Source organism: Streptomyces sp. NPDC033177 (assembly GCF_055577715.1).
In genome coordinates, this window is the sequence record NZ_JBVIPS010000005.1 from 211,674 (window position 1) to 225,011 (window position 13,338).

The following is a 13,338-nucleotide window of genomic DNA, read 5'->3' on the forward strand; positions in this document are numbered from 1 at the left end:
CTACGTTTCCAGCATCGTGGCCCCGATCCCGGCGACCACCGCGGCCAGGCCCTTCTCGAACCCCGCGTCGTAGTCCCGGAACATCTCGTGGCCGGCCGCCGCCGCGAGCGGATACGCGGCGAGACGCTCGGCCCGCGCCTCCAGGTCGTATCCGCCCTCCGCCTTCGCGGGGTCGGGGCCCATGGACTGCTCCTCGATCACGTGCCCGATGGTGTAGCTGTACGCGGTGAGCCAGGCGCGGGCCGCCCCGCCCGGCGTGAAGCCCCCGTCGGTGAGCATGCGCAGATGGGCCTCCATGGGGGCGGCGTACGACAGGTCCGTGAAGCGCGTACCGCTGTAGACCTTCGCTCCGTCGCGGTACATCAGCAGGTGCCGCCGCAGGCCCCGCATCGCGGCGGCGAGCGCGTCCGGCCACTCGGCGCCCGGCACCGCGCCCGCCGCGAGCTCCTCGCTCATGCGACGCAGCATCTCCGTCGCCATCTCGTCGAGCAGCGCCTGCTTGTCCTTGAAATGCCAGTACAGAGCGGGCGCCTTGACGTCCAGCTCCTTGGCGATGGCCCGCAGGGTGAGCCCTTCGAGACCCGTCTCGTTCAGAAGCTTGAGGGCGGTGCGCGCCACGCGGGTGCGGTCCAGGGGTGTCGTAGCCACCTTGACAATTTAACACCGTTAAGCGCAGGCTCTGGAGCATGGAACTTAACAGCGTTAAGGAAACGCCAGCCCTCGTGACCGACGTACTCGTCGTGGGCGCCGGACCCACCGGCCTGACCCTCGCCTGCGACCTCGCCCGGCGCGGTGTGCGCGCCCTGGTCGTCGAGCGGGCCGGCGCGCTCTTCCCCGGGTCCCGCGGCAAGGGCATCCAGCCCCGCGCCCAGGAGGTCTTCGACGACCTCGGGGTGATCGAGGCGGCCGAGGCAGCCGGCGGCACCTATCCGGTCGGCATGATCTGGCGGGACGGCGAGCGGCAGGGCGAGCACCGGATGTTCGACGAGAGGGAGCCGACGGAGGACTCCCCGTACGACCGGCCGCTGATGCTCCCACAGTGGCGCACGCAGGAGATCCTGTACGCCCGCCTGCTCGAACTCGGCGGCGGGGAGATCGAGTTCGGCGCCGCACTGACGGACCTCACGCAGGACGAGGAGGGCGTCACCGCCCGGCTCGCGAACAGCAGGACCGTTCGCGCCGCGTACGCGGTGGCGGCCGACGGCGGCCGCTCGACCGTGCGCGCGGCGCTCGGCATCGGCATGACGGGCGAGACGGTCGACCCGCACCCGGTCCTGGTGGCCGACGTCCGCATCCCCGCCCTGGACCGCGACAACTGGCACATGTTCCCGCCCGCCGAGGACGGCGGAGGCTTCCTGGCGATCTGCCCGCTGGCGGGCACACCGGACTTCCAGCTGACGGCGCAGTTCACCGACGGGACCGACCCGGACACCTCGCTCGAAGGCGTACGCAAGGTCGTCGCCGCCCGTACGCACCTCACCGCCGACGCGGTGACGGAGGTGCGCTGGGCCTCCGACTTCCGGCCGCGCGCGGCGATGGCGGACCGGTTCCGCGCGGGCCGCGTGTTCCTCGCGGGGGACGCGGCGCACGTGCACTCACCGGCGGGCGGGCAGGGCCTGAACACCAGCGTGCAGGACGCCTACAACCTGGGCTGGAAGCTGGGCGCGGTCCTGCGGGACGGCGCGCCCGCGGAACTCCTCGACACGTACGAGGCCGAGCGCCTGCCCGTCGCCGCGCAGATGCTGGGCCTCTCCACCCGCATCCACCGGGGCGAGGAGCGGCGCGGGGAGGCCACCCGCCAACTCGGCCTCGGCTACCGCGGCAGTTCGCTGGCGGTGGAGACCCGTGCGGGCCTCGCGGAGGAGGCGTTGCGGGCGGGCGACCGCGCGCCGGACGGGCCGTGCGGCGACGCGGGGCGGATCTTCGACGCGTTCAGGGGGCCGCACTTCACGCTGCTCGCGGTCGGCACGGATGCGGAACTGCCCCCACTGGGCGAGGAGTTGGTGCACGTACACCGCATCGACGCCTACGCGCCCTACGGCAAGGGACTCTTCCTGGTGCGGCCTGACGGGTACGTCGGGTGGGCGGGCGAGGACGCGACGGGCCTGAGGGAGTACTTGGAGAAAGTCGGCCGCGACAGTTGACCTCAATAAAGCTTGAGGTTCTACGTTCTGGGCATGGACACTTTCACGTACTCACACAGCGACGAAGAGCTCATCAACCAGCCCATCGGTTACTGGGCATCGGCCGCGGGCGACGCCGTCGTCCACCACATCCGCACCATGCTCGCCGAGTTCGGCCTCACCCAGCCCCAGTGGTGGATCCTGAACCAGATCGTCGCCGATGACGGCCGTGACAAGGACGCCGTGGTGGGCACCCTGCGCGGCTACCTGAACGTGGGCGACGGCTCCCTGCACCACGACATCAGCGCACTGCACGACCGCGCCCTGCTCACCGAGGGCGCCGACGGCCGCCTCCGCCTCACCGAAGAGGGCCGCAGGCTCCGGGAGAACGCCGCCGCGTACCAGCAGAAGACCCGTGCGGAGATCCACGAGGGCATCCCGGACGAGGACTACGTCCGCACTCTCAAGGTCCTCCAGCGCATGATCCACAACGTGGGCGGCACGGCCTGGCACCACTGAGGCCGGACGTCGGCCTCAGCAGTCACCCACTGGCGAGCGACAGCTTCGCCGCGAATCCGAGGAACAGCGCGCCCGCCGCCGAAGTGGCTCCAGCCGAGAGCCGCTTGCGGCGGCGGAAGGCGGCCGACAGCTTGGTGCCGCTGAATATCAGGGCCGTGAGATAGAGGAAGCTCGCCACCTGCGCGAAGGCCCCCAGCACCAGGAAGGAGAGCGCCGGGTAGGCGTAGCCCGGATCGACGAACTGAACGAAGAAGGCGATGAAGAAGAGGATGGCCTTCGGGTTCAGCAGGCTGATCACCAGGGCCCTGCGGAACGGCCGCTCGGCGGCACCTTCTTGGGCCTGCGCGCCCGCCTCGGACACCGGCTGCCGCCGCTCCCGCCACAGCGCCCAGGCCGCGCGCATCATCCCGATCGCGAGCCAGGTCAGATAGCCGGCACCGGCGTACTTCACGATCCCGAAGAGCACGGCGTTGGCCTGAAGGAGCGAGGCCACACCCGCCGCGGACAGCGTCATCAGGACGGCGTCACCGCACCAGACGCCCGCGGCGGCGGTATAGCCGGTGCGTACGCCGCGGCGCGCGGCGACGGAGAGCACGTACAGCGAGTTCGGCCCCGGCAGCAGAATGATCAGGGCGAGGCCCGCGAGATAGGTCGGAAGATTGGTGACACCCAGCATGGGGCGGAGTGTCGCATGGGCGTACGACATGAGGGATCAGGTGTCCGCACATCGGACACCGCGACCTCTCGTGACGTGGGTCGTGCGCCAGAAGACCGTCGAGCGTCAGTCGTACGTCAGAAGACGTCCGACGGCTCGTACGCCCCCCACACCTCCCGCAGCGCGTCGCACACCTCGCCCACTGTCGCCCGCGCCCGCAGCGCGTCCTTCATCGGGTGGAGGACGTTGGCCTCGCCCTTCGCCGCCTCCTGGAGCGAGGAGAGCGCCGCGTCCACCGCCGCCTGGTCCCGCTCCGCCCGCAGCTTCGCGAGGCGGGCCGCCTGCTGGGCCTCGATGGCGGGGTCGACGCGGAGTGGCTCGTAGGGCTCCTCCGCGTCCAGCTGGAAGCGGTTGACGCCGACCACGACGCGCTCGCCGGAGTCGGTCTCCTGCGCGACGCGGTAGGCGCTGCGCTCGATCTCGCCCTTCTGGAAGCCGTTCTCGATGGCGGCCACCGCGCCGCCCATGTCCTCGACGCGCTCCATGAGTTCGAGGGCCGCGGCCTCCACGTCGTCCGTCATCTTCTCGACGACGTACGACCCGGCGAACGGGTCGACCGTGGCGGTCACGTCCGTCTCGTACGCCAGGACCTGCTGGGTGCGCAGGGCCAGGCGCGCGCTCTTGTCGGTCGGAAGGGCGATCGCCTCGTCGAAGGAGTTCGTGTGCAGGGACTGGGTGCCGCCGAGGACCGCGCCAAGGCCCTGGACCGCGACCCGGACGAGGTTCACCTCGGGCTGCTGGGCGGTGAGCTGGACCCCGGCGGTCTGGGTGTGGAAGCGCAGCATCAGGGATTTCGGGTTCTTCGCACCGAATTCCTCGCGCATCACGCGGGCCCAGATGCGGCGTGCGGCGCGGAACTTGGCGACTTCCTCCAGGAGCGTCGTACGCGCCACGAAGAAGAAGGACAGGCGGGGCGCGAAGTCGTCCACGTCCATGCCCGCGGCGACCGCCGTACGGACGTACTCGATCCCGTCGGCGAGGGTGAAGGCGATCTCCTGCGCGGGCGTCGCGCCCGCCTCGGCCATGTGATAGCCGGAGATGGAGATGGTGTTCCAGCGCGGGATCTCGGCCCGGCAGTACTTGAAGATGTCCGCGACCAGGCGCAGCGACGGCTTGGGCGGGAAGATGTACGTGCCGCGGGCGATGTACTCCTTCAGGATGTCGTTCTGGATCGTGCCCGTCAGAGCACCCGGGTCAACTCCCTGCTCCTCGGCGATAAGTTGGTACATCAGGAGCAGCAGCGCGGCCGGGGCGTTGATCGTCATCGATGTCGACACCTTGTCCAGCGGGATGCCGCCGAACAGGATCCGCATGTCGTCGATCGAGTCGATCGCGACCCCCACCTTGCCGACCTCGCCCGAGGCGATCGCGGCGTCCGAGTCGTGGCCCATCTGCGTCGGCAGGTCGAAGGCGACCGACAGGCCCGTCGTGCCGTTCTCGATGAGCTGCTTGTAGCGGGCGTTCGACTCGACGGCCGTACCGAAGCCGGCGTACTGGCGCATCGTCCAGGGGCGGCCGGTGTACATCGACGGGTAGACGCCGCGCGTGTACGGATACGCGCCGGGGGCGCCCAGCTGCGTCGCGGGATCCCAGCCGTCGAGGGCCTCGGGGCCGTACACGGGCTCGAACGGCAGTCCGGACTCCGACTCACGCGCCATCGCTGTGTGCCTCCTGCCAGAGATCCTTCGTTACTTCTCCGGTATAGCGGTCATCCACCAGCATGCGGCAACGTTCAGGAGTGGTCACTCGCTGGGAACACTCTCGGTGAGTCTGTCGATCGGTAGAGCGATGACGGGGGTCATTGTGCGCAAAGGTGCGATAGCCGTGGGGGCCGTGGTGACGGTCGCTCTGGTGACCGGCTGCAAGGCGCAGGCCGTCGACTCGGACGGCAAGGCGCAGCCGGTCCGGATCTCTCCCACGAAGACGGACGCGGGCGGCGGCCAGAACGGGCCGTCCGAGAAACCGGGACCGGAGCGGGCCTCGACCCCGAAACCGCCCCCGAAGGCCCCGCCGAAGACCCTGATGGCCCCGGGACAGCGCGGTGACCAGGTGCGGGAGCTGCAGGCCAGACTCCGCGCGGTCGAGTGGCTCTACGAGGACCCGACGGGCACGTACGGCTCCGCCACGACCACCGCGATCAGGGGATTCCAGGAGAAGCGCGGGCTGCCCGTCACGGGCACGACCGACACGGTCACCTGGCAGAGGCTGCTCGCCATGACGCACAAGCCCACGAAGTACGAGCTCTACTCCGGCGGCGGCATCCCGGCGTCGAAGCCCGTCAAGGCCTGTCTGACCGGTCGCGTCCTGTGCATCAGCAAGGAGAGCCGCACGCTGACCTGGATGATCGACGGCAGGACCGTCTCGACGATGGACGTCCGCTTCGGCTCGCAGGGCACGCCCACCCGCGAGGGGACGTTCACCGTCTACTGGAAGTCCCGCCACCACGTCTCGACGCTGTACGACTCGTCCATGCCGTACGCGTTGTTCTTCAGCGGCGGCCAGGCCGTGCACTACTCGACGGACTTCGCGGCGACCGGCTACAACGGCGCTTCGCACGGCTGTGTGAACGTACGGGACGAACGGAAGATCGCGAGCCTGTACGCGCAGGTGAGGAAGGGCGACAAGGTCGTCGTCTACAAGTGATTGATCAGCCTCTTCAGGCGATTGATCAGGAGGTGATTAATCAGCGTGGGCGGGATCGGGGGAACGTCTCCCGCCCACGCTGGTGGCACTGAGCCAAAGGTACGGGGGGAACCCCTGGCTCGTGCGCGGGCCGATGACCAGTCGGCTCACTTCTTACTGCGTCACTGCCTCAAAAAACGTCACACCCGCGCTGACCGGGGTCTTTGAGAGGTCAGAAGCAGGTAAGAGGCAGGTGCGCGCGAGGCAGGTCAGTGGCCGGGCAGTACGGGCTGTGCGCTGTAGGAGGCGGTGGGGGTCGGCGTCGGCCGCGGGAACGGGGGCGCGGCGACCGGCGGGACGGGCTTGCTGCCGCCGTTGCCCCAGTGATAGTTGCCGCCGCCGGATGATCCGGCGCCGTCGCTGTTGTCGCCGTCGCCGCCCTTGTCGCCGTCCCCGCCCTTTTCACCGTCGTCGTCACCGCCGCCGCTGCCCCCGTTGCCACCGCCGTTGTGCTCGCGGTCGCTGCCCGATCCGTCCAGGACACGGCCGCAGAACTCGGTCACCCGCTGGGAGCCCTTGGCCGCCTCCTCAAGGCGGCGCCTCTTCTCGCCCTGGAGTTCTCCGCTGCGGTAGTCGCGGCAGGCGGAGACCACCTTGCGGTACCAGCCCTTCGCCTCGTCCTTGCGCTGGGGATCACCGGAGCCGGGCTGCGTGGTGTCCGCGGGGCCCTCGGACGCGCCCGCGGAGTCCTCGGTCTCCCGCGGCGGGGCGCTGCTGCCGGGCTGGCGCGTCGGGTCCTCGGGGGTGGTGGTCACGTCGTCGGGCTCGATGTCCGGGGTGTTGCTCGCCCCTTCGGACGGGGACGCGAGCGGCTCGGGCGAGGTGACGGAGGACGCGGAGGCCGCGGGGCCCGGCTGGTCCCGGTCGCCGAACGGCGAGGGCAGCACGCCCGAACCGGCCGCGACGGCGACCCCGCCGATCATGCAGCCGGCGAGCACGGCGGCCAGGCCGTAGCGCAGCGGGCGGGCCCAGCGTGCGGGGGGCGGCGTGGCCGAGCGCCCGATACGTACGGTTTCGCCCGCTCCCACGCGCGTAGAAGCCGCCCGGGGGCCGCGGGCCTCCCGGAACGCGGCGAGCGCGGCGGCCTCACCGGGGAGTTCGGCGGAGATGTCGGCGGGTACGACGGATCCCGCGCGATCGTCCGCCGCGAGGGCGGCCAGGGCCTTGGCCAGCCGTGCGGCCTGTTCCTGGGTGTGAGGGTCGGTGCCGTCGATGGACTCACCGCTCAGCAAACGCTCCGCCGCGTCGCGGTCCAGCCACCTGTAGTCCTCGTCGGCCATCACATGTCCTTCTGCGCCCGCGAACGCGAATGCGTCACACCGGCGGGTGTCACCGCGTGCCCGCGCCGCTCCCTCTGCGGCGGTACGGCATCCAGCGCGCCCTCGCTCGGCGGGCCCTCCGCGCCGAGCAGTTCGGCGAGCCGCTTCAGGCCGCGGTGGGCGGCGGTGCGGACCGCCCCGGGGCGCTTGCCGAGGGTCTGGGCGGCGCTCTTGGCGTCGAGGCCGACGACGACCCGGAGCACGACCGCTTCCGCCTGGTCCTGCGGGAGCTGGGCTATCAGGGCGAGGGCGTCGCCGGTGGCGAGGGACTCCATCGCCTCGCCTGCGGTGTCCGCCTCGCCGGGCTTTCCGGTCAGCTCGGTCTCGTCGCCGCCTATCGCCGGGCGGCGGCCCCGCATGCGTATGTGGTCGAGGGCACGGTTGCGCGCTATGCGTGCGGCCCAGCCGCGGAACCGGTCCGCGTCGCCGCTGAACCGGTCGATGTCACGGGCTATCTGCAGCCAGGCCTCGGACGCGACGTCCTCGGCGTCCGGATCTCCGACCAGCGTCCGTACGTAGCCGAGCAGCCGCGGGTGCACGGCGCGGTACACAGTCCGGAACGCGGTCTCGTCCCCGTCCTGCGCCGCAAGCACCGCGGCGGTCAGTTCCGCGTCGTCCCCCAGCACAACTTCTCCCTATGCGCCTACACCGGTTGCGGTCCTGCCCCCGCAGCCTGGCGCGAAGCAGCACGCTACGGGCTGAAGTGGGCTCACGTCCATGTTTGGTACAACGTGCAACTAGCGCGTGACAGTACGCGGTGTGACAGAAAACGCACGCGCGGCGCTGAAGGGAGTACGGGCCGCGTGCGGTCCGTCCGCGTGACGGCCGGGGTCTCTCCTGTGGGGGGTGGCGACCCCGGCCGCTCACCTTGGCCGGGGCCTACCGGTGTCTCACTCCGCGGCTCCGCCACTCCTGGCCTTGATCCCGGCCCCCATCAAGCTGAACGTCGCGCAGTTCCCCGCGCCCCCCAAAGGGGCGCGCCCCGTCAGGGGCGCGGGGAACTGCGCGCTCAGCCACGAGGCACGTGCAGACAAAAGGCGACGGGCACGTGCCCCGTCTAGGGGCGCGGGGAACTGCGCGACAAGCCCCCCACGCACGTGCAGACAAACACGGCGGGCGCGCGGGCACTTCAGGGGCGCGGGGAACTGCGCGACAAGCCCCCACGCACGTGCAGGCGAAAAGACCACGCGAGCCCCCCCCCTCCCCCGCCCCCCTCAACCGCGCCAATCATCGCCGGGCCGCGTAGGCGGGGGAGACCCGGCAGCCTCGCGGGCCAAGCGAAACGCGGCGAGCGCCCGGCGCTGAGCGTCCACGTCAACACGCTCCGCACGAATGGCCTCCGCCAGGAGCATGGCGAGGCGGGGACCCCCCGCGGCCACCCCAGGCCGCCGGATCACCGAGAGCCCCCCAACTGACGGGCAAGCCGCCGAAGCCCCCGATACGCGGCAGTCCGTACCGCCCCGGGCCGCTTCCCAAGCACCCGCGCCGCCGCCCCCGCGTCAAGCCCGACCACGACCCGCAGCAGCACCGCCTCCGCCTGGTCCCGCGGCAGCCCGGCGATCAGCGCGAGCGCCTCCCCCGTGGAGATCGACTCCAGCGCCTGCTCCGAGGTGCTGAGCGGTCCGGGGAGATCGAGCATGTCCTGGTCGAGGGCGGACGGACGCGGCCTGACCTTCTGGCGCCGCAGAAAATCAAGGGCCCGGTGGCGCGCGATGGTCGCCGTCCAGCCGCGAAAGCCCGCGCCGTCACCGCGGAACCGCCCCAGATCACGGGCGATCTCCAGCCAGGCCTCGGCCGCGATGTCCTCCGCGGTCTCCCCGTCGTGACCGACCAGACCCCGCAGATAGCCGACGAGCCCCGGCTGCACCAGGCGGTACGCGACCGCGAAGGCCGCCTCGTCACCCTCCTGCGCCCGCGCGACCGCGGCGCCGAGCTCCTCGTCCCGCGCCCGTGCGCGACGGGGTTCCCCTCCTCGACCCACGCTTTCCCATCCGTACCGACGCGACACAGCTCACCGTGTCCGTGCCCCCACGCTGAGCTGCGCCAGAGCGGACAGAAATGTCACAGGTGATGGTCACGGATGCGGACGGCGTCTCAGACCTCGAACAGCGAGCCGCCGCCCGTGCCCATGCCGAGCGCTTCCATGTCGAGGACCAGGGAGGGGTCGGGGGTCTGCGCGGCAACGGGCTTGTCGTAGTCGGACATCCGCATCTCCATCAGCTCTTCGCCACGCTCCTGCGTCATGCCGACGAAGTACGGCTTGTCGCCCGTCGCCAGATAGGCCGTCATGTCGTCCCCGCCGTCCGTCGCGGTGAGCGGGGTGACCTTCTCGCCGTGCCACTGCCTGTCCGGCAGCGCGCGGGCGCCCTCCATGTCGGCGTTCGACCCCGAGCCGCCGAGCTGGCCGAGCATCTTGTCGAGGTCGCACATCTTCGTCGGCGACCCCGCGCCCGCGGTCGCGCCCTTCTTCGGCAGCTTCATGTACTTGCCGCGGGCGAGGTCCGTCCGCTCCCTGGCCGTGGCCGCGATCCGCGGGCCCCGCTCCACCGCGGCGTCACGGATCGCGTCGAGCGATGCGTCCGAGAACCGTACGTACGCCTCGCCACCGCCGATCATGACCAACTCGCCCTGCTGCATGGGCCCCGAGTCGAAGGTGCCCGTGCAGTTGTTCCGGCGGTCCATGTGCACGGAGACCTCTTGGCGGCCCTTGGGGGTGGTCATCTCGACCCCGATGCGCACGGAGTCGGCGTTCTTGAGCAGCCCCACGGCCTCGCGTGCGAGCCGCCCGCCCCGCACCTCGTCGGCGGGGGCCGACGGCTCCGAAGGCGTCCGCTCGACCAGCCCCTCGTACACCTTCCCCTCCGCACCGCAGGCCGCGAGCGCCCCCATCGCAAGACAGCAGGCAACTCCCCGCACCCACCGGCGTCTCATCCCCACCCCTGAAACCACGGCCCCCACCCACGCTTCTCGTTCATACCTGTCAGGTGACTCAGCGCAATGATCCATCCCCTTGTCACACCCCTGAGGTGCGGGATACGTCACGTCACATTTCACCCGCTCCCGTACAACCGTTTGACCTTGCTGCCAGTCGTACGCACTCGCTTTGGTCAACCGGGACAGCCGGCAATTTCGTTGAGGGGTGGGGCATTTGAGCCCGCGCAAACCGCGCGAAGCAGCGCGAAGCACGCACGCGTACCGACCACTGAGTCTCAAGCGCAGGGCGTGGCTGACGATCGGGGGCGTCGTCCTTGGCGGCGCGGGGGCCGTCACGTACGCGATGGCGGACCCCTCGGACGAGGCCCGGCCCGGCGATGTCTCTCGCGACAAGCGCCCGGTGAGCGTGCACGACATCGCGCTGAAGGCGGACGGCGCCAAGGAGAGGGAGCTGCCGCGCACGTCGACGGAGCAGTTCTCGCTGCTCGGCGTCTCGTGGACGGGCGTGACGAAGGAGCTGGAGGGCACGGCGCAGGTCCGTACCCGCTCCATCGAGAGCGACAAGTGGACCGGTTGGCAGCACCTGGACCTGGAGCTGCACCTGCCCGAGAAGGCCGAGGCGGGCATGCGTGCCGCGTCCGAGCCGCTTTGGGTCGGCCCCTCGGACGGCGTCGAGGTGCGCGTTGTCGCGGCGGACGGCACCGCGAGTGCCGCGCTGCCCAAGGGACTTGAGGTCAACCTCGTGGACCCGGGCGTGACGTCCAAGGAGGCGAACAACCCGGCGCTCGACGGTTCGGCGATGGCACCGGTGGCGTTCGCGGCGCCCGTGGCCGACGAGACGACGGTGCCGCCCGACCCGGGCACGGGCGGCGGTTCCGGTTCGCCCGAACCGACGGAGGCCCCCACGGACGCCCCGACGTCACCGGCCCCCACCGCTTCGGATCCGGGCACCGAGCCGCCCGCGTCACCGACCCCTTCGGGCTCGGCGTCCCCCGACCCGGAGCCCGAGCCCACGGTGCCGCCGGCCCCGGCCTCCACGGTCACCAAGCCGCCCATGATCAGCAGGGCGGGATGGGGCGCGGACGAGTCGCAGGTCGAGGACCCGCCGGAGTACATCGAGAAGGTCAAGGCGGTCTTCGTCCACCACACGGTCGGCACGAACGACTACAGCTGCGCCCAGTCGGCGTCCCTGGTCCGCGGCCTCATGGCGTACCACGTGGAGACCGAGGGCTGGAACGACCTCGGCTACAACTTCCTCGTGGACAAGTGCGGCCAGGTCTTCGAGGGCCGCGGCGGCGGCACCGATCTGCCGGTGCGCGGCGCGCACACCTTCGGCTTCAACGGTGAGTCCGCAGGTATCGCAGTCCTCGGTGACTTCGAGGGCAACGAGAATCCGGCCCCGGGCGAGACGTACAAGAAGGCGGGCAAGCCGACCCGCGCCGCCCTTGAGTCTGTCTCCCGCGTCGCGGCCTGGAAGCTCGGCCAGTACGGAGGCAACCCGTCCGCCAAGGTCACGCTGACGGCGGCCGACGACACGGGCGTGTGGAAGAAGGGCGACACCCCCTCGCTCAACACGGTCTCGGGCCACCGGGACGGCTTCGCGACTCTCTGCCCCGGCAAGAACCTGTACTCCAAGCTCGGCGAGATCCGCCGTCACGCGGCGAGCGCAGGCCGAAACTCGGCGATCCCCACCTCCGACTTCAACAGGGACGGCATCACGGACCTGGTGGCGGGCACGCCCAAGGCATCGGGCGGCGTGGGCAGCCTGACGATCGTCCCGGGCGGCCTCGACGGCCCGGTGGCCGGCTCCAAGAAGACCCTCACTCAGTCGAGCCCCGGCGTCCCCGGCGCCTCCGAGGCGGGCGACAACTGGGCCGCGGCCACGGCGTGGGGCGACATCAACGGCGACGGCCACGCGGACCTGGCGATCGGCGCCCCCGGCGAGGACGACACCACGAACAAGGACCGTGGCGCGGTCACGATCCTCTACGGCCCCGCCTTCGACACCGGCACGGACATGCAGCTGGCGGACGACTTCCACTACCCGGGTGCCAAGTTCGGCTCGGCCGTGGCGGTCGGCGACTTCAATGCCGACGGCAAGGCGGACGTCTTCTCGGCGTCCACCGGCACGGGCGGCACGTGGGCGGCCCGCTTCAAGGCGGGCAGCGAGGTGGGCGGCACCCTCACCTCGGGCGACACGGCCATCGCGTACGCCGACGCCGCGTCCGGCGACTTCAACCGTGACGGACACGCGGACGTGGCTCTGACTTACCGCGACCAGGCCGGCATCGGCAAGGTCCAGTGGTTCAAGGGCACGAAGTCGGGCCTGAGCAGGGTCGGTTCACTCTCGGTCAAGGGCGGCCGCTCCCTCGCCGTAGGCGACGTGAACGGCAACGGTTACGACGACTTGGTGATCGGCCAGCCGTACACGGCGGAGTCCGGCGCCCACGCGGGCGGCCAGGTGACGGTGGTCCCCGGCACATCAACAGGCTTCACGACCACGGGCCTCAAGACGATCCACCAGGGCACGGCGGGCGTCCCCGGAGCGGCGGAGTCGGGCGACGCGATGGGCTGGTCGGTCTCGGCGGGCGACTTCAACCTGGACGGTTACGCGGACGTCCTGACGGGCGCGCCGAACGAGGACATCACGCGGTCCGGCTCGGCGAAGAAGGACGCAGGCACATCCCTCCTCCTGAAGGGCACGTCATCGGGCCTGACGGGCACGGGTGCGCAGGCGTTCTCCCAGGACACGGAGGGCATCACGGGCTCCACGGAGTCGGCGGACCGCCTGGGCTCGTCGGTGGTCCTGACCGACCTCTCGGGCTACGGCCGCGCCGACCTCGCCATCGGCGTGGACGGCGAGGACGAGGGCAACGGCACGCTCCTCCAACTGGACACGGGCGCGTCAGGCGTCTCGACATCGAGCGGGCTGTACTACGGCCGCACCCAACTGGGCACTCCGACGGGGGCACACCTGGGCCAGGTGCTGACGCCGTAACCGCGTCCCGCCGCCCTACGCGCCGTGCCGCTCTCCGAGGTCGAGGGG

General features: G+C 71.1%; 11 protein-coding genes. 4 read left to right on the forward strand and 7 right to left on the reverse strand.

Annotation, left to right across the window (positions count from 1 at the left end; all coding sequences use genetic code 11):
- Window positions 1-657, reverse strand: coding sequence for a TetR/AcrR family transcriptional regulator C-terminal domain-containing protein (locus ACZ5U5_RS19035; RefSeq protein ID WP_469023735.1), 657 nt, complete (start codon window positions 655-657; stop codon window positions 1-3).
- Between the two features lie 29 nt (window positions 658-686).
- On the opposite strand from ACZ5U5_RS19035, the gene ACZ5U5_RS19040 reads away from it, so the two are divergent.
- Together ACZ5U5_RS19040 and ACZ5U5_RS19045 are read left to right on the forward strand one after the other, a co-directional pair.
- Window positions 687-2,144 (forward strand): FAD-dependent oxidoreductase, encoded by a 1,458-nt coding sequence (locus ACZ5U5_RS19040; RefSeq protein ID WP_469022928.1) that lies wholly within the window; start codon window positions 687-689, stop codon window positions 2,142-2,144.
- A gap of 33 nt (window positions 2,145-2,177) precedes the next feature.
- Complete coding sequence (locus tag ACZ5U5_RS19045) at window positions 2,178-2,642, forward strand: MarR family winged helix-turn-helix transcriptional regulator (protein ID WP_469022931.1); 465 nt, start codon at window positions 2,178-2,180, stop codon at window positions 2,640-2,642.
- 22 nt (window positions 2,643-2,664) lie between these two features.
- Here ACZ5U5_RS19045 and leuE read toward each other — a convergent pair whose 3' ends face one another.
- Both leuE and ACZ5U5_RS19055 read right to left on the reverse strand, forming a co-directional pair.
- Complete coding sequence (gene leuE / locus ACZ5U5_RS19050) at window positions 2,665-3,318, reverse strand: leucine efflux protein LeuE (protein ID WP_469022933.1); 654 nt, start codon at window positions 3,316-3,318, stop codon at window positions 2,665-2,667.
- A gap of 116 nt (window positions 3,319-3,434) precedes the next feature.
- Window positions 3,435-5,015, reverse strand: a complete 1,581-nt coding sequence (locus ACZ5U5_RS19055; protein WP_469022935.1) for an acyl-CoA mutase large subunit family protein — start codon at window positions 5,013-5,015, stop codon at window positions 3,435-3,437.
- A gap of 130 nt (window positions 5,016-5,145) precedes the next feature.
- Here ACZ5U5_RS19055 and ACZ5U5_RS19060 point away from each other — a divergent pair, with 130 nt between their 5' ends.
- A complete protein-coding gene (locus ACZ5U5_RS19060) occupies window positions 5,146-6,000 on the forward strand; it encodes a L,D-transpeptidase family protein (RefSeq protein ID WP_469022938.1) in 855 nt (284 codons plus the stop codon).
- A 248-nt stretch (window positions 6,001-6,248) separates the two neighbouring features.
- Here ACZ5U5_RS19060 and ACZ5U5_RS19065 read toward each other — a convergent pair whose 3' ends face one another.
- The 4 genes from ACZ5U5_RS19065 to ACZ5U5_RS19080 all read right to left on the reverse strand — a co-directional run bounded on the left by ACZ5U5_RS19065 (window position 6,249) and on the right by ACZ5U5_RS19080 (window position 10,247).
- Window positions 6,249-7,319: a hypothetical protein gene (locus ACZ5U5_RS19065; RefSeq protein ID WP_469022940.1), complete on the reverse strand. Its 1,071-nt coding sequence runs from the start codon at window positions 7,317-7,319 to the stop codon at window positions 6,249-6,251.
- Window positions 7,319-7,984 (reverse strand): RNA polymerase sigma factor, encoded by a 666-nt coding sequence (locus ACZ5U5_RS19070; RefSeq protein ID WP_469022942.1) that lies wholly within the window; start codon window positions 7,982-7,984, stop codon window positions 7,319-7,321. Before ACZ5U5_RS19070 ends, ACZ5U5_RS19065 begins: the two co-directional genes overlap by 1 nt.
- Before the next feature lie 767 nt (window positions 7,985-8,751).
- Window positions 8,752-9,339: an RNA polymerase sigma factor gene (locus ACZ5U5_RS19075; protein ID WP_469022945.1), complete on the reverse strand. Its 588-nt coding sequence runs from the start codon at window positions 9,337-9,339 to the stop codon at window positions 8,752-8,754.
- Between the two features lie 113 nt (window positions 9,340-9,452).
- Window positions 9,453-10,247, reverse strand: coding sequence for a hypothetical protein (locus ACZ5U5_RS19080; protein ID WP_469022947.1), 795 nt, complete (start codon window positions 10,245-10,247; stop codon window positions 9,453-9,455).
- A 250-nt stretch (window positions 10,248-10,497) separates the two neighbouring features.
- Here ACZ5U5_RS19080 and ACZ5U5_RS19085 point away from each other — a divergent pair, with 250 nt between their 5' ends.
- A complete protein-coding gene (locus ACZ5U5_RS19085; RefSeq protein WP_469022949.1) occupies window positions 10,498-13,290 on the forward strand; it encodes an FG-GAP-like repeat-containing protein in 2,793 nt (930 codons plus the stop codon).
- Window positions 13,291-13,338 lie beyond the last annotated feature (48 nt).